The organism is Acetobacter fabarum, from assembly GCF_011516925.1.
Taxonomy (GTDB): domain Bacteria; phylum Pseudomonadota; class Alphaproteobacteria; order Acetobacterales; family Acetobacteraceae; genus Acetobacter; species Acetobacter fabarum.
Genome location: NZ_WOTG01000002.1, coordinates 12,674 through 27,717 on the forward strand (window position 1 = coordinate 12,674; position 15,044 = coordinate 27,717).

Consider the following 15,044-nt stretch of genomic DNA (forward strand, 5'->3'; position numbering starts at 1 on the left):
TAAAAACTGGGTCTTTCTACCTGCGCGAGCAGGGGGTGGAGCGCAAGGCGTGTCAGAGCGCGCCTGCCTTGTGCGCCATAGGGGCCATATGGCCCCGTTAAGGGGCTACAGGTAGCGCAGCGCCAAAAAGCCGCCAAGCAGGGCAAGGGCGAATACGCCCGTAACCAGCGGCAGGCGGGTTTCCAGAAAATCCTGAATGGTTGGGCCAAAGCGGCGCAGCAGGCCCGCCACCAGCGCAAAACGCGCGCCACGGGTTACAAGGCTCGCGCACATAAAGGGCAGAATGGCAAAATGCGCCATGCCGCTGGCAATGGTCACAAACTTGTAGGGGATGGGGGTCAGCCCCTTGAACAGAATGATCCATACCCCCCACTGGCGGAATTTTTCCTGCAAGGAGAGCAGTGTGTGTTCGGCATGGTAAAAATGCACAATGGGTTTTGCCAGCGTATCCAGCAACAGCGCGCCAATCAGCCAGCCCAGCAGGCCACCGGCCACACTGGCCACGGTGCAGATGGCGGCGTACCGCCATGCCTTGTCCTTTTGTGCCAGCACCATGGGGACAAGCAGCGTTTCCGGCGGGAGAGGGAAAAAGCTGGCTTCTGCAAAAGCCAGTGCCGCCAGCCATAAAGGCGCGTGGGGGCTGGCGGCATGCCGCAGAACGCGGGCGTAGAGTTTATCGAGCATTCAGGTCCGTTACAGTCGTTCTTGGCGCAGCACGGCTTCCGCCTTGCTGTGGATCAGGTCGTATTCCGCCTGTGTCAGGTTGCCCCGATGCAGCATTTCGCTCGCGCGGGCAAGGGCATCCCTTGCATGGGTGGCGTCTGGTATGGGGTAGCGGCGGCCGGGTAGGGCAAAGGCGCTATCGGGCAGGGCATTGCGTTCTTGCGTGGTCAACTTGGACATGTGCGTATTCCTGTTCCCTCGGTTAAAGGTCGGAGGCACTTTCCACTTCGTCCAGTTCCGCCATGGCGGCTTCTGCACTGGTGGTTGGCACGTCAGAAACTGGCGTGCTCCGCATATCCTGCGCCGGAGGGTGCGACGTGGGAGACGATGTGAGTGTTTGCGTGACACGGAATGCAGTCAAGACCGCAAATGACCCAAACAGCACTGCACCCATGGCCTGCCCCACCTGTACCCCCTGCGGGCCATAATGCGCGCATAGCAGAACAAACGGAATGGTGCCCAACGTTGCCCGCCCCCAGTTGAACGCGGTGGAATACAGGGGGAAGCCAAGGTTGTTGAATGCGGCATTGGCAACAAACAGCATGCCAACAAACAGGTAACTGCCAATGGTCCATGTGCAGAACAGGTGCAGAAGTGCCGCAGCATTCCCCTGTGCATTGTACATGGCAATAATCAGGTCCTGCGCAAAGTAGAGTGCAACCCAGGTCAGCCCTACGCTGAGCACAACCAGCTTAAGTGCGGCTGTCAGGGTCTGGCGCACACGGTCGGGGCGGCCCGCGCCCACATTCTGGCCCATGATCGGGCCGACCGAGCCAGTCAGCGCAAACACGAGCGAGAACAGTACCGGTACCATGCGCTCAATAGAGGCCTGCCCGGCCACGGCTTCCAGCCCAAAGCCGGACATGGCGCGCGTGACGTACACCCCCCCTGCGGGTGTTGCCAGATTGGTCAGGATAGCGGGGAGCGATATGCCAGCCACCCGGCGGGTGTCGGGCACAATGCGGCGCAGGCAGGGGCGGGCCAGCATGCTGTGCCGCAGGGCGCCACGCAGCCCGGCCCCGGCCACCACAATGCGGGAGAAGGTGGTGCTGATGGCAGCCCCCACAAGCCCTTCATGCAGCCCGAAAATAAACAGCGGGTCCAGCACGGCCGCCACCACGGCCCCCATAAGGGTAATATGCATGGAGCCTTTGGCATCCCCCACCACGCGCATAAGGGCCGAGCAACCCATGCCAACGCAGATCAGGGGCAGGGCAACGCTGAGAATACGCAGGTAGGCTGTGGCTTCGGTCAGGGTTTGCCCCTGTGCGCCAAACAGGTGGAGGATGGGGGCGGCCTCCATGGCCGTGGCAAGGCCCAGAATCCCCGTGACCACGGTCATGACAATCATGGAAGAGGCGGCAAGGCAGCGGGCTTCCTCATGCCGTCCGGCCCCGATCTCACGCGCTGTGGCGGCACTTATGCCAATGGTCAGGCCAATGGAAATGGCAATCTGTAGGCCAATAACAGCACTGGCAAAGCCAATGGCCGCGGTCATGGCGGTGTTGTTGAGGTGACTGATATACACCATGTTGAGCATATCAACCGCAAACACGGCCATAAGCCCGATGGCCCCCGTTCCGGCCATGACCAGCACGTGCCGCATGATGCTGCCTGTTGTAAAACAGGCTTTATGGCGGCTGCCGGGCGGGGGTGGCCGGGTCATGCTGGCTCCGTTGGGGCTTGCTCGTTGCGTATGGGCACGCTCGGGCGGACATTACAGCCGGGCAGTATGTCACGTCCGGGCGGCGCTGCGAATAACCTGTTGGTGGATTAAACCGCATGGCTCGGCTGATTTATGGCGTGGGGGCGTGAATCCCGTGTGGCCATGCCGGGCGGGGGATGTGCCCATGTGTGCCCGACCCGGCAGTGATGGGCCCATGAGTTACGTTGGATTCTTATGCGTACTGCGCATGGTAGATATGCAATTAATGCTAAGGGGATATGCCATGCTGGCAAGGGGCCTGCGGCTGCCTGCCGGGGGTATTCTGGAGCGTGAATATCCGCGCGGAAGAGGCGGAGGTACGGCGTATGTGGCGGTAAACAGCCATTGGCGGGGTGTTGTGCGCCAGACTAGCAAGGGCTGAACCTGCCAGGCGGTGTTGCCCGTGCGGGCAGTTTGCCCGGAACACAGGCCCGTACCCGGCCCGACCGCAACGCTCCCATTTAGAGAAAAGGGCGGATTTGCGCAAGTTAAGGATCATGGACAGGGCGGAGATGCGCGGCTTTTAGGCCACGCCTGCACCCCGGACGCATCAGGCAGGCCGAAGGGTGGATGACAATGGGGCGCGCGGTTGCTAAACCCCCCTCGCTGCAGTCTTCCTTCCTAATTCGTGTAACAGCTGAGGCCGGGAACCGTCCTTGTCATGAAAATCGTCGCCTGTAATAGCAACCTGCCACTGGCCCAGGCCGTTGCAGCAGAGCTGAACCTGCCCCTGTGTAACGTAACCGTGCGCCGCTTTGCGGACATGGAAGTGTTTGTTGAAATTCATGAAAACGTGCGCGGTGAGGATGTTTTTGTCATCCAGAGCACCTGCACGCCCACGAATGACAACCTGATGGAACTGCTGATCATGCTGGACGCCCTGCGTCGCGGGTCGGCCAAACGTATTACGGCAGTTATTCCGTATTTCGGGTATGCCCGTCAGGACCGCAAATCCGGCCCCCGTACGCCTATCAGCGCCAAGCTGGTTGCCAACCTGCTGGTGGAAGCCGGGGCCAGCCGTGTGCTGACACTGGACCTGCACGCTATGCAGATTCAGGGCTTTTTTGATATTCCGGTGGACAATCTGTACGCAGCCCCCCTGTTTGTGCGCGACATTCGCGCCCAGTACGGTGACCGCGACCTTATGATTGTCTCCCCCGATGTGGGTGGGGTGGTGCGTGCGCGCCAGCTTGCCCAGCGCCTGAACACCGATCTGGCCATTATTGACAAGCGGCGTGAGCGCGCAGGCGTGTCCGAGGTCATGAACGTGATTGGCGACGTCAAGGGGCGTCACTGCCTGCTGGTAGATGATATTGTGGATAGCGGTGGGTCACTGTGCAACGCAGCCCGCGCCATTGCCCAGCAGGGTGCGGCATCGGTTGGTGCATACGTTACCCACGGTGTGCTCACCGGGCAGGCCGTGCCCCGTATTGCCGAGTCCCCGATTGAAATGCTGACCCTGACAGACAGTATTCAGGCAACAGCACCGGTCATGGCGGCCAGCAATATCCGCCAGATCACCATTTCCGGCCTGCTGGCGCGCGCCATGCGTGCTGTATCGGACGAAAGCTCCGTATCGTCCCTGTTTGACTGAAGGTGCCATGACCGTGCTTCTCCCCCGTCCATACTGGTATCTGCGGCACGGTCAGACGGACTGGAACAGGGCCGGTCTTTCTCAGGGGCGTACGGATGTGCCGCTGAACGAGACCGGGATTGATCAGGCGGTGGAGGCTGGCAGGCTGATCGAGCAGGCCATACGCGCACAAGGGGCGGGGGCCATTACACGCATTGTGTGTTCCCCCCTCGAACGTGCCCACCGTACGGCCCAGATTGTGCGGGATGAACTGGTCGCCTACGGCCTGCCACAACTCTCCCTGAGCGTGGATGAGGATCTGGCCGAGGTCTGCTTTGGCGAGCAGGAAGGCCAGCCGATTGCCGACTGGTATGATGACTGGATAGCCGAGCAGTACACCCCACCGGGGGCGGAACCGTTTGCCGAGCTTAAAAGCAGGGCTGCCCGTGCGCTTAACCGCGCCACGGCAGCAGATGGGTTACCTCTGGTGGTGGCCCACGGGGCGCTGTTCCGGGCCTTGCGCGCGGTTATGGCCCTGCCAGCCAATGTACGCCTGCCCAACGCCATTCCGCTCAGTGCGGTGCATGATGCACAGACCGGCTGGAATCTGAGCGAACTCCCCTGATATTACGCCTCTGACCAGAAGGTTTTTTTGCACCTGTTAACTGCGTTGGGCCAGCGTGCCTGCCCGGTGCGGTACAGTAAGCCGTGCCTGATGTGGGGGCATCGTATGCCTGCCACATCAGGTCAGGCGGGTTGGCGGCTCATTCCCGAACCGTGGGCGGCTGCGGGAAAAGGGACGGGTCATGGATGGCCCGCAGCCTGACGCATTGCGGCAGCATCTTGCGGATCATCTTCATGGTTGCCAGGTCGGAAAGGCCTGTCTGTTCAGAAAACCAGTCCAGTTCTTCTTGCAAAAAGAATCCCCGCACTTCTGCCTCGGTTGCGGGTGGGCTGTGTGGTGCGCTCTGCCAGCGGCGTATGGTGCTGATCATGCCCATGGCCTGTGCGCGTTTTTCCAGCTTACTGGGCAGGTCGGGCCGGGGGACGGGGCCGAGCACTTCGTTCAGTGCGGTCATCAGGCCCGATTTGTCGCCCGTGGCGCCGGTAATAAAATCCCCCACATGCGTGATGGCATTGGAGACGGTGTTAAGGAATGTCATGGTAGCCCCCTGTTGTTAAAAAAGGAGATACAGGTGCAACGGACCGCAGGGCGGTGGAGTTGCAGGGCGGAATATTAAATAAAAAACATCTGGCAGCCCTGTGCGCAGCACTCTGGCAAAGGCCTTGCCCGCTCCCTACATTACGTAGGGTTCACGTGGTTGCCCCTTTTTGGGGGAAAGCCGCAAAAGCAAGGAAATACCATGTCTGATCTGATCGTGCTGGGCTTTGACCATATTGATGATGCCGCCAAGGTGCTGAGCGAATGCCACACCTTGCAGAAGGAATATCTGCTGGACCTGGAAGATGCCGTTGTGGTCACGCGGGATGCCACCGGCAAGCCGCGTTTGCACCAGAGCGTTAATCTGGAAAAAGCGGGTGCATCCTGGGGGCTGTTCTCTGGCGGGTTCTGGGGTGCGGTGGTCGGGCTTTTGTGCCTTAACCCACTGGCAGGCTTTGTTATTGGCAGTGCCGTTGGGGCCGGTGCAGGCGCTCTGGCAGGCAAGATGTCCGATTACGGGATTGATGACGGGTTTATTACCAAACTGAGCGATACCATTCCCCCCAACACCTCTGCCCTGTTTGTGCTGGTGCGCAAATCCCAGCCGGATAAGGTTCTGGCCGATCTGCAACAGTTCAAGGGCCATGCCCGTATTTTGCAGACGTCCCTCTCCCCCGAAGCAGAAGCACGGCTCAAGGCGGCTCTGGGCGATGCCTCAGCCCCCGCTCAGCCTGTGGCCTGAACTCCAGCGTTTTAATCCGGTGCATGCAGGGGGTGGCGGGCATATGCCCGCCACCCCCTGTTTTTATGGGTAGGTGTATCGGGCGTGCCGTGTCTGAGTAGAGCGTGCCAGCCCTTACGGTTTTCTGCGTGGTTGTGCAGGCGGGGCTGGCATAGTAGGGGCACGTCTGCCTTCTTTTCCATTCTGTCGGGTTATGCTGCCATGGTACGTCTTGTCATGCTCTCGGTCGGGGCGTTCATATGGCTTGTGACCGAGGTCATGCCCATTGGGTTGCTGACCGATATTGCACAGGGGCTGCATGTATCCCCCGCGCAGGTTGGGCTGCTGGTTACAGGCTATGCCTGGCTGGTGGCGTTAACGGCCATTCCGCTAACATTGCTGACTTCTGGCGTGGACCGGCGGGTACTTGTGGCCAGCCTGCTGCTGCTGGCTGGCGGGGTGGATATAGCCTGCGCCTTTGTCACCAATTATGCGCTCATGGCCGTGCTACGCATTATGCTGGCATTGGGGCATGGTATTTTCTGGTCGGTTATTGCGGGGGTTGCGGTCCGTCTGGCCCCGGACATACCCGTGGCACGGGCCACAGGCTGGGCTTTTACAGGGGTTGCGGTGGGGTTTGCCGGGGGTATTCCCCTTGTATCCGCCATTGGGCAATGGCTGGGCTGGCGCGCGGCTTTTTTAACCTGCGGTGCAGGGGCTCTGGCGGTGTTTGCCGCAGCTCTGGTGCTGTTGCCCGCCATGCCGGCCCAGCGGCGGCGGCTGGACCTGCTGCGCCTGCTCCGCCAGCCCGTGTTCGTTTATATTGCCGTGCTGACAATGCTGGTGATTATCGCGCATTTTACGGCTTACACGTATATCATCCCGCTCCTGCAAACCATTCCGCATAGTCCTGAACGGCTTATTCCCGTTCTACTGCTGGTGTATGGCGTTGCGGGGGTTGGCGGCAACTGGGTGGGGGGGCGGCTACCCTGTTCTGCCGGACGGCTGATTGGGGTAGCAACGGCGGCGCTTGTAGCCAGCCACGGCATTATGGTGGCGGCAGGCTGGTGGCCCGGTCTGGTCTGGGTGGATATGGTTGTGTGGGGGATTGTTGGCGCGGTTATGAACATGGCCCCCCAGAGTTACGCCATGGAACTGGCTCCGGATGAGCGCGAGGCCGCATGCTCCTTTAGCGTGACCGGCTTTAATGCCGGTATTGGCGGGGGCGCTTTGTGCGGTGGGGTCGTGCTGGGTGCCGCCGGCCCTTACGCGGTGCTGGCATGGAGTGCGGGTATTGCTCTGCTTGCCCTGCTGGTGCTGTGGGCCGGACGGTTTGTGGTGAGTGGCAGAAAACAGGGCTGAACGGGGTGTGCCCATTCAGCCCCGGTTGTTAAAACCCTTGGGATATACCGCACAGTATGGTCCTGCGCAGGCCGTATTGGGGTGCGGTAACACCAATGCCCGACCCATCACGCAGCATGTAGGTGTGGTCTCCCAGATTGATCACATCCAGCCTTAGCTGCGTATCCCCCTGCCATGCCGAACCAAAGGTGTTGTGAATGGTCTGCACGGCAGAAAAATTAACGGTAGCATAAGGTGTTAATGCAAGCCCGTTGGGGATGCCGTTTGCATCATCATCCGCGCGCAGGCCACTACCATAGACCAGTGTGGCGGACAGGCGCAGCGGAGCACGGGTTTTGTGAAAAAATGTGTATGCTGCTCCAGCAGATGCGGTCCAGCGCTGGTCATGGTCCAGATGGACCCAGCGGCTGCTGATGTAGTCCAGTTCGCCCTGGTCAAAATTGAACTGCGCACTGGTAATTTTTTTACCAATGGCGCGTGACCATGCAAAATTACCGTAAAGGGAGAGTGGGCCGCGGTCGTAGGAGGTGCTGACTTCGTACCCGTTTACCTGCCCATGGCGGTAGTTAAAGCCGCTCAGAATAATGGGGGCGCCAAACTGGCCCTCATCAATCAGGTTCTTGGCCAGTTTATAATAGGCGTCAAAGGCAATATGCCAGCCGGGCAGAATGGTCTGGTCAAACCCTGCGTCAAAATAATGGTCGCGCTCGGCACGCACTTTGCTGTTTGTGAGCGAATTGGGTGCGCCACTGGTGCCGTATAGATGAGTAAGCGATGCCCCGCTTACAATTTCAAACGGTGGGGGAGTAAAATAGCGCGAGTAGCCTGCGTGCAGGGTGCCGTTTTTCCATGGTTTCCACACAAGGTTTACACGCGGGCTAAACTGGTGTTCGGCGGTGTATTCGCTCACGCCGTCAAAACGCAGGCCGTAATTGATGGTCAGGTTACGCAAGGGGCGCCATTCGTCCTGCGCGTACACGCCATAAACCATGCCGGTTTTGCCGCTGCTGTCATACACATTAAAGGGGTTGGGGCCGTATGTGGGCGGGGTGCTGCCAATATTGGTCTGTGGGAAAACGGTTGATGTGGTGCTCGAAACATTGCGTTCCACAAAAACCTGAAACCCGAAGCGCACAGTATGGTCGCGCGCTGCGCGCCAGGTTACGTCGTGCTGGGTGCCGGTGGAAAAGACCGAGCGCGCGGCCCGCTGGGCATTGCCAAGGTAGAGCAGGTCCCCCGTGGGGTCGGGGGAGTAGCGCAGGGAGCTGTAGCGGGTAAAAACGGAATCCTGTAGGCTAAAAGCCCCGATTTCCTTTTGCAGGGCCAGCACGGCAAAGTCGGTAATCTGCTTTTGGTGTTCGTTCAGGCTATCGCTGTTGGTAGTGGCCCCTGCGGGGGGTGTGTAGTTTTGGCTCCAGCTATCGGGCGTTAGGCCGGGGTTGTTAGGGAGCTGGTATTCCGCGTTGGAAATGCCTGCAATCAGGCTGATCCGCGTATCTTCATCCACCGTATAACGGGCATGGCCCAAAAAGTGGTACTGGTTGCTCAGGTCATGCGGGGCGTTAAATGAGCTTGTGGTGTTTTCTATGCCCACGCGGTCATGCACAAAGTCCGCCGTGGCAAAAAAATCCCACTTTCCTTTATGAAAACCATATTGCAGGGAAGGGAAGAAGTAATCCCGCGCCCCACCGTAAATGGACAGGTTCCCCCCTGCATTGGTCGTGCCGTTTTTGGTGGTAATATCCACCACGGCAGCCTGCAGGAAGCCAAACTGGCTGGGCAGCGCGCCTGTGGTCAGGGACATGTTATCGGCAAAGCGGGTCATCAGTGCCTGCCCGAATACGCTCAGCCCTTCGGGTAGCTGCACGCCATCAAGGCGGAACTGCACTTCGTTATGGTCCCCGCGCACATGGATCTGGCCGTAACTGTCCTGCGCAACCCCCGGAGCTTGCAAAAGAACCTGATTAAGCGGGGCGTTATCCCCACCGGGAATATTCTCCAGCGCCTGACGGCTGAAATGGTACACGCTGGCCCCCGTGGTGGGCGACAGCTCGGAGCGGGCACGGTCCAGATGTGCGGTTACAATAACCTGTTCCGCCTCATGCGTGGTGGAGTGGGGGATAACCTGCACGGTTTCCGCCCCTTTGCGCACGGGCTTTTTGGCTGTGGCTGGTGTGCCAGTGCCTGCAAGTGTGCCTGTGGTTGTCGTGGCTGTGACCTGCGTGGTGGTCGTGGCCGTCTGGGCTGCTGCTGCATGGCCTGTTGCCAGCAGGCTGCTCAAAAAAGAAGAGCAGAGGAGAAGACCAGATGGTCGGTAGGTCATAATTACATGCCGCCTGAATTGGAGTGAGCCAAGGGCCGCATAGCTATTAGTTATAATATAACATAACAATCAAATTATGCGCTGCACCGCAAACAGGACCAACCTCTGTTGCATTTGTGCAACGCAGGGCAGACCCACCCCAAACAGTGCTCTATACAGCACCATGCCATACAAAAACGCCTCTCCCCCACAAGGTGGCGGGGGAGAGGCGTTTGAAAAAATCCTTATTATAAAAAGGTTATTTGGTTGTGTAGCCACCGTTGACCAGAATGGTCTGCCCTGTCATCCACCAGCCATCGGACACCATAAAGCGTACATGGGGCACAATATCTTCCACCTCTGTCAGCCCTGTCTGGCTGAAGGGGGAAAGTGCTGCGGCACTCTTGTGGTAGGCAACGGCCTCTGGCTCCTCCTGCCCGTAAAAGAACGGGGTATCCATGGGGCCAGGCCCAATGGCGTTGACCGAAATACCGCGTGCTCCCAGTTCCTTGGAGGCAGCGCGGGTAAAGTGCTCCACGGCTGCCTTCGCACCTGCATAGGTGCTGTAGAACGGGGTGTAAGCACCAAGCAGGGAGGTCACAATGCTGAGTAGTTTGCCGTTGTCGTTCAGGTGTTTGCCGGCTTCGCGGATAAACTGGAACGCCACCTTTGTGTTAATGGCGAACATGGCATCGTATTCTTCATCCGTTGTGTCGGCTATGGGCTTTTTGAGCACTTTGCCCACGGTGTTGATCGCTATGTCCAGCCCCCCCGTCATCTGCCGGGTTTTTTCAAACAGATCCGCCATGGCTCCGGGCTGGGTCAGGTCCGCCTGAATAACAAAGGCTTTTGCGCCAACATTGCGCACAGCTTGCGCTGTGGCCTTGGCATCTGCCTCGGTTGCGGAGCTGTTATAGTGAATGACAACCGTTTGGGCGCCATGCCTTGCCAGATCACGGGCCACCATTCCGCCAAGGTTTTTGGCGCCACCTGTGATCAGAACGGTTTTGCCGGTTATGCTGTGTGTGGTCATGTCTGTGCTGCCTTAGCTGGTGCAAACAGGCGCTGGCCCGTTTTTTCTGTCCGGGCACAGTATCATTTGTAAATTACCAATAAAGCGGCGGAATATGATAAGACCTGTCAGCTTTTACGAATAATCCGGGGTGGGGCAGGGGGCAGGCCAATGGACCGTATAGATCAATGCCGCATATTTGCGCGCGTGGTGGAAACGGGCAGTTTTACCCGTGCGGCAGAAACATTGGGCCAGCCACGCTCCACCGTATCGACCGCCGTGCAGGCACTGGAAGCACGGGTGGGAGCGCGGTTGCTGGCGCGTACCACCCGCTCCGTAACCCCCACCCCAGACGGACGCGCGTTTTACGAACACTGCGTAAGGCTTGTGGCGGATATGGACGAGGCGGAGGACCTGTTCCGCCGCGAGCGCGGGCACGTGCGCGGCGTGCTGCGGGTTAACCTGCCTGCGCGTATTGGCCGCCTGATTGTTGCCCCAGCACTGCCGGAGTTTGTTGCGGCCCATCCAGATATTCAGCTTGAACTGGGGGTAACGGACAGGCCGGTAAACCTGACGGAGGAAGGGCTGGACTGTGTGCTAAGGGTAGGCACATTGCATGATTCAGGACTGATCGCGCGGCGCATGGGGCGTATGAGCCTGCTCAATGTTGCCAGCCCCGCCTACCTTGCCCGCCACGGCATACCCCAGACCCCGGCTGATCTGGCGCGCGATAGGCACGTTGCCGTGCGTTACATGTCCCCCGCCAATGGGCGGGTGGAGGCATGGGAGTGGGAGGAAAACGGAACCCTCCACACGCTGGACCTGCCCGGCCCCGTAACCGTGAACAGTGCGGAAACCCAGATTGCCTGCTGTCTGGCTGGGCTGGGGCTTATTCAGGTGCCACAATATGATGTAAAGCCCTTGGTGCAGAGCGGGGAATTATGTGCGGTGTTGCCGCACTGGTGCGCGCCCGCCATGCCGGTAAACCTGCTTTACCCCCACAGGCGGCACCTTTCCTCCCGTGTGCAGGCTTTTGCCGGGTGGATGGAAGGGCTTTTGGCCCAGCATCTGCTCTGACCCGCCATGGCAGCGGGCCAGTACGCAGGGTTCAGGGCAGACGGGGGATAATAACCGGATTTTTGGAGTTGGGGTCCGGGTTGAGTTCAACCGTACCCGACTGGGAGGAGTAGGTGGACCCGGCGGACTGGTTGGGGCCCTTGGGCTCATGGAAGGCAGAAACAGGGCCAAACAGCAGGCTGCCTGTGTTTTTGTTCATTGTGCCTTCCGGCTGGCGGGAGCAGCCGCGGGTAATAATGGAGCAGATCCCGTCCGAGCCAATCAACTCATCATTATTGCCGGTGTAATGCACATCCGCCACCCGGTCATGGTCCAGCCGGATCACGGCGGAGCAGGTGGTGCCACCCCCACCCCCAAGCTGGTTGATGGTGGTGACAATATCCCCCACCGGAATAAGGGTGGAGCCCCCATAGCTGGGCTGCGGCTGTGTGCCGTTATAGATAAAAATCTGTGTTGTATCGTTTAACTGCTTTGTGGCGGAGGGTAGGCCCGCGCAGGCTTGCAGGTCGTATGATGTCATGCCGATCATGGTAACCTGCGCCTTATGCGCGGCACGCGAGTCAAAGTAACCGCACCCGCTCAACCCCAGACAGAGGGAGGACAGGGCAAGGGTGTTTAAAAGACGACAGTTCATATAAAGGCATATCCCAATAGCCAGACTTGGCGCATGCCCCCGCATGGCACACATTCCACACCCAGCCTACTGTGTTCTGTGCGCGCGATGCAAGGCGCAAACAAAGTGTAAAATAAAACCGTGCCAGTAAAATATGCTGTGTCCGCTATTATAGATCGGGCACCGGGCAGTCCTGCCCTATGGGGGCGGTCGCTATAAATGCGTCCGTCGCAGTCTTGCCATCCGTGTTATATGCTTTCATCATAAGGGGTGTGGTCACTGGGTGTGGCATCTGTTGTGGATATAAAAATCACAAGTGACGTCTGCCCGTTTGCTTATTGCAAACATTGTTTTCAATATTGGGTGTGCTTGCCGCCCCACCTCTGGCCCCTGTAAGGGAGAACTGCCGGTTATGTTGTTTTTGTTCCGCCATAAGGCGGCTGCGCTCTCCCCTTTCATGCTGTTGCTGCTGGGGGCGTGCGCCTATGTTACGCCCTCCCAGCCTGCGGCTCCGCCCTTGCCGGCGCTGGCAAAGCCAGCTCCGTTCAGTGCGGCGGATGCGGTTTTTGTGCAAAAGCTCAACACCATGGACCTTGCCCAGATTGGCATGGCCAACATAGCCAGGACCCATGCCGCCCGGAACGATATTGCCCTTGTGGGGGAGACGATCTCCAAGGACATAGGCGCGCTGCAAGCCCGGCTGGCCAAGGTGGCTGCGGCCCATGCCCTGACCCTGCCTGCCCAGCCATCTGGCCCCGAACAAAAACAGATCGAACGCCTGCAACGCTGGCAGGGCGCCGCGTTTGACAGGCATTACATCCGCTACTTTACGGCTACACATGCCAAAATTAAGCCTGTGCTTGCCAGCCAGATTGCCACCTCCAAAAACCCCGATCTGGTCGCAATCGCGCGGGATGTGCAGACCCGGCTGGCGGATTATCAGGCCGTCATGCGCTAGGGGCCTGCGGCCTGCCTGCACGGGAAAGGTGCATGCAGTCTTTTATGAGGCTGTGAGTTGATAATGGCTTGCACAAAAACATGAAGCCCCGCAAAGGGCATGCACCATGCTGACAATCGAATTCATTCTGCTGCTTTTACTGCTGACCGCTGTGAGCAGCCTGATAACCCTACGGTTCAAACAAAAGGTGCCGCAGCCCGTTATTCTGATCGCTCTGGGCGTTTGCGCCGGGCTTGCGGGCATGCATGTGCAGTTGCACCCCGAACTGTTCATGTTCGTGTTTCTGCCGCCTCTTCTGTTCGCGGATGCGTTTCGTATGCCCCTGCGCGAGTTTGGGGAGCTGCGTGGGCCAATCCTGTTTCTGGCCTTTGGGCTGGTGGTGCTCAGCACCCTGCTGTGTGGCTATGCCATTCACTGGATTTTGCCGGTCATGAGCCTGCCGGTCTGCTTTACGCTCTCGGCCGCCCTGTCCCCCACAGATACGGTTGCCGTGTCCAGCCTGATCAAAGGCAGGCGGGTGCCGACCCGGCTGTTGCAGCTTTTGTCGGGCGAGGCGCTGTTTAACGATGCCTCGGGCCTTGTCTGCTTCCGTTTTGCCATGGCCGATGCGCTTACGGGTGAGTTCTCCTACCAACAGGCGTTTGGCACGTTTTTGCTGGTGGCGTTCGGGGGGCTGGCCATTGGGGGGATTGTCGCCTGGGTTGCCGCCCGCCTGAACAAGATGCTCACCCGCTCCGGGTATGATGAAACCCAGTCCCAGATTGTGCTGGTGCTGCTTCTGCCGTTTTTAATGTATGCTCTGGCGGAAGCCATGGGGTGTTCGGGCATTCTGGCCGCGGTTGCCGGCTGTATGGTGGTCAAGCTTTCAGGGATTGTGGAAGATGCTTCCACCAGCACCCGCCTGCAATCCACCACGGTATGGACCATGGTCAGCTACGTGTTTAACGCGCTGATCTTTCTGTTCCTTGGCTTGCAGCTCCCCAACCTGTTGCAAAGTGCGCATACGCTGGTGCTGGCCCAGCATGTGGGCATGTGGCGGCTGGGGCTGCTGGTGGTGCAGATTTACTGCATTATGCTGGTCATGCGGTTTATGGGGGTCTGGCTGTCCATCGCCTGCCGCTGGGCTTCCGCACGGATCAACCACATTCCGTTCGAGGCCACAGGGTTTGCGGCCAGCCTGCTGCTGAGTTTTGCCGGGGTGCGTGGTGCGGTTACGCTGGCGGCGGTGCTGTCCCTGCCTACGGGGGAGGATGGCACAATGTCCTTCCCCACGCGTGAAGCCGTGGTGGTTATTGCCGCGGGGGTTATTGTGCTTTCCCTGCTGGTTGCCAGCGTGATTATTCCCTTATGCCTGAAGTTTATCCCGGCCGAACTGGTGGATAAAAATGCGCAGGAGGAAAACATGGCCCGCCAGCGGCTGCTGCGTGCCGCGCTGGACCTGCTACGCAAGGCCGAAACCATGCCCGCTATAGAAACCCCGCCCGAAACGGAGGAGGAGAAAGCCGCTCTGGAGGCCGCACGTGTGGAGGTTATTGCCCGCCTGACCAAGCTCTACCAGACCCGGCTGGAGCAGGAGGACGCCACCCCCCGCATTGCCCAGGCCGACAGGCGCAACGCCATACGGCATGCCCGTATGGAACTGGCCCTGCGCCTGCAAATCCTGCGGGCCGAACGCCAGACCATGCGTGAACTGGTGGCCCAGCAGGATATTAATGACCAGACAGAGTGGAAGTTACAGCAAGAGCTGGATTACGAGGAGGAAGTGATTCACGCCCTCGCCCAGCGCCTCCCCAGGGAGGTCTGACCCGGCAGGTATCCATAGGCGGCAGGACTGCC

General features: G+C 59.3%; 15 protein-coding genes. 7 read left to right on the forward strand and 8 right to left on the reverse strand.

Going from position 1 to position 15,044, the window contains the following annotated elements; all coding sequences use genetic code 11:
* Positions 1–105 precede the first annotated feature (105 nt).
* Genes GOB83_RS03120 through GOB83_RS03130 form a run of 3 tightly spaced genes read right to left on the reverse strand, consistent with a single transcriptional unit; the run spans position 106 to position 2,389 of the window.
* A complete protein-coding gene (locus GOB83_RS03120) occupies positions 106–684 on the reverse strand; it encodes a YqaA family protein (protein ID WP_086647228.1) in 579 nt (192 codons plus the stop codon).
* Positions 685–693: 9 nt separating this feature from the next.
* Positions 694–903, reverse strand: a complete 210-nt coding sequence (locus tag GOB83_RS03125; protein ID WP_086647229.1) for a hypothetical protein — start codon at positions 901–903, stop codon at positions 694–696.
* Positions 904–925: 22 nt separating this feature from the next.
* On the reverse strand, positions 926–2,389 hold the full coding sequence (locus tag GOB83_RS03130) for an MATE family efflux transporter (protein ID WP_165925220.1): 1,464 nt from the start codon (positions 2,387–2,389) through the stop codon (positions 926–928).
* A gap of 700 nt (positions 2,390–3,089) precedes the next feature.
* Here GOB83_RS03130 and GOB83_RS03135 point away from each other — a divergent pair.
* Both GOB83_RS03135 and GOB83_RS03140 read left to right on the forward strand, forming a co-directional pair.
* Positions 3,090–4,022: a ribose-phosphate pyrophosphokinase gene (locus tag GOB83_RS03135; RefSeq protein ID WP_086647231.1), complete on the forward strand. Its 933-nt coding sequence runs from the start codon at positions 3,090–3,092 to the stop codon at positions 4,020–4,022.
* 7 nt (positions 4,023–4,029) lie between these two features.
* Positions 4,030–4,626: a histidine phosphatase family protein gene (locus GOB83_RS03140; RefSeq protein WP_165925221.1), complete on the forward strand. Its 597-nt coding sequence runs from the start codon at positions 4,030–4,032 to the stop codon at positions 4,624–4,626.
* A gap of 139 nt (positions 4,627–4,765) precedes the next feature.
* Here the strand turns inward: GOB83_RS03140 and GOB83_RS03145 are convergent, their stop codons facing one another.
* Positions 4,766–5,164 carry a hypothetical protein gene (locus GOB83_RS03145; protein WP_086647233.1) on the reverse strand — a complete coding sequence of 133 codons (399 nt, stop codon included), beginning with the start codon at positions 5,162–5,164 and terminating at the stop codon, positions 4,766–4,768.
* Positions 5,165–5,365: 201 nt separating this feature from the next.
* Here GOB83_RS03145 and GOB83_RS03150 point away from each other — a divergent pair, with 201 nt between their 5' ends.
* Positions 5,366–5,905 (forward strand): DUF1269 domain-containing protein, encoded by a 540-nt coding sequence (locus GOB83_RS03150; RefSeq protein WP_086647234.1) that lies wholly within the window; start codon positions 5,366–5,368, stop codon positions 5,903–5,905.
* A gap of 11 nt (positions 5,906–5,916) precedes the next feature.
* On the opposite strand, the gene GOB83_RS14820 is transcribed toward GOB83_RS03150, so the two are convergent.
* Positions 5,917–6,087 (reverse strand): hypothetical protein, encoded by a 171-nt coding sequence (locus GOB83_RS14820; protein ID WP_206752406.1) that lies wholly within the window; start codon positions 6,085–6,087, stop codon positions 5,917–5,919.
* A 19-nt stretch (positions 6,088–6,106) separates the two neighbouring features.
* Between GOB83_RS14820 and GOB83_RS03155 the strand changes: the two genes are divergently transcribed.
* Positions 6,107–7,246: an MFS transporter gene (locus GOB83_RS03155; protein WP_086647235.1), complete on the forward strand. Its 1,140-nt coding sequence runs from the start codon at positions 6,107–6,109 to the stop codon at positions 7,244–7,246.
* Between the two features lie 28 nt (positions 7,247–7,274).
* On the opposite strand, the gene GOB83_RS03160 is transcribed toward GOB83_RS03155, so the two are convergent.
* Together GOB83_RS03160 and GOB83_RS03165 are read right to left on the reverse strand one after the other, a co-directional pair.
* The gene (locus GOB83_RS03160) at positions 7,275–9,569 is read right to left on the reverse strand and encodes a TonB-dependent receptor (protein WP_194301278.1); all 2,295 of its coding nucleotides are present in this window, start codon (positions 9,567–9,569) and stop codon (positions 7,275–7,277) included.
* A 238-nt stretch (positions 9,570–9,807) separates the two neighbouring features.
* Positions 9,808–10,581, reverse strand: coding sequence for an SDR family oxidoreductase (locus GOB83_RS03165; protein WP_095350217.1), 774 nt, complete (start codon positions 10,579–10,581; stop codon positions 9,808–9,810).
* Between the two features lie 150 nt (positions 10,582–10,731).
* On the opposite strand from GOB83_RS03165, the gene GOB83_RS03170 reads away from it, so the two are divergent.
* Positions 10,732–11,637 (forward strand): LysR family transcriptional regulator, encoded by a 906-nt coding sequence (locus tag GOB83_RS03170; RefSeq protein ID WP_165925222.1) that lies wholly within the window; start codon positions 10,732–10,734, stop codon positions 11,635–11,637.
* A 31-nt stretch (positions 11,638–11,668) separates the two neighbouring features.
* Here GOB83_RS03170 and GOB83_RS03175 read toward each other — a convergent pair whose 3' ends face one another.
* Positions 11,669–12,166, reverse strand: a complete 498-nt coding sequence (locus GOB83_RS03175; RefSeq protein WP_086647243.1) for a hypothetical protein — start codon at positions 12,164–12,166, stop codon at positions 11,669–11,671.
* A 496-nt stretch (positions 12,167–12,662) separates the two neighbouring features.
* On the opposite strand from GOB83_RS03175, the gene GOB83_RS03180 reads away from it, so the two are divergent.
* Positions 12,663–13,208 (forward strand): DUF4142 domain-containing protein, encoded by a 546-nt coding sequence (locus GOB83_RS03180; protein ID WP_095350222.1) that lies wholly within the window; start codon positions 12,663–12,665, stop codon positions 13,206–13,208.
* Between the two features lie 106 nt (positions 13,209–13,314).
* Complete coding sequence (locus GOB83_RS03185) at positions 13,315–15,012, forward strand: Na+/H+ antiporter (protein WP_086647239.1); 1,698 nt, start codon at positions 13,315–13,317, stop codon at positions 15,010–15,012.
* Positions 15,013–15,044 lie beyond the last annotated feature (32 nt).

What these genes read in the sequence shown, in the direction of transcription:
- GOB83_RS03120 (WP_086647228.1), bottom strand. Translation starts at nt 684, where the DNA reads ATGCTCGATAAACTCTACGCCCGCGTTCTGCGGCATGCCGCCAGCCCC.
- GOB83_RS03125 (WP_086647229.1), bottom strand. Translation starts at nt 903, where the DNA reads ATGTCCAAGTTGACCACGCAAGAACGCAATGCCCTGCCCGATAGCGCC.
- GOB83_RS03130 (WP_165925220.1), bottom strand. Translation starts at nt 2,389, where the DNA reads ATGACCCGGCCACCCCCGCCCGGCAGCCGCCATAAAGCCTGTTTTACA.
- GOB83_RS03135 (WP_086647231.1), top strand. Translation starts at nt 3,090, where the DNA reads ATGAAAATCGTCGCCTGTAATAGCAACCTGCCACTGGCCCAGGCCGTT.
- GOB83_RS03140 (WP_165925221.1), top strand. Translation starts at nt 4,030, where the DNA reads ATGACCGTGCTTCTCCCCCGTCCATACTGGTATCTGCGGCACGGTCAG.
- GOB83_RS03145 (WP_086647233.1), bottom strand. Translation starts at nt 5,164, where the DNA reads ATGACATTCCTTAACACCGTCTCCAATGCCATCACGCATGTGGGGGAT.
- GOB83_RS03150 (WP_086647234.1), top strand. Translation starts at nt 5,366, where the DNA reads ATGTCTGATCTGATCGTGCTGGGCTTTGACCATATTGATGATGCCGCC.
- GOB83_RS14820 (WP_206752406.1), bottom strand. Translation starts at nt 6,087, where the DNA reads ATGGAAAAGAAGGCAGACGTGCCCCTACTATGCCAGCCCCGCCTGCAC.
- GOB83_RS03155 (WP_086647235.1), top strand. Translation starts at nt 6,107, where the DNA reads ATGGTACGTCTTGTCATGCTCTCGGTCGGGGCGTTCATATGGCTTGTG.
- GOB83_RS03160 (WP_194301278.1), bottom strand. Translation starts at nt 9,569, where the DNA reads ATGACCTACCGACCATCTGGTCTTCTCCTCTGCTCTTCTTTTTTGAGC.
- GOB83_RS03165 (WP_095350217.1), bottom strand. Translation starts at nt 10,581, where the DNA reads ATGACCACACACAGCATAACCGGCAAAACCGTTCTGATCACAGGTGGC.
- GOB83_RS03170 (WP_165925222.1), top strand. Translation starts at nt 10,732, where the DNA reads ATGGACCGTATAGATCAATGCCGCATATTTGCGCGCGTGGTGGAAACG.
- GOB83_RS03175 (WP_086647243.1), bottom strand. Translation starts at nt 12,166, where the DNA reads ATGATCGGCATGACATCATACGACCTGCAAGCCTGCGCGGGCCTACCC.
- GOB83_RS03180 (WP_095350222.1), top strand. Translation starts at nt 12,663, where the DNA reads ATGTTGTTTTTGTTCCGCCATAAGGCGGCTGCGCTCTCCCCTTTCATG.
- GOB83_RS03185 (WP_086647239.1), top strand. Translation starts at nt 13,315, where the DNA reads ATGCTGACAATCGAATTCATTCTGCTGCTTTTACTGCTGACCGCTGTG.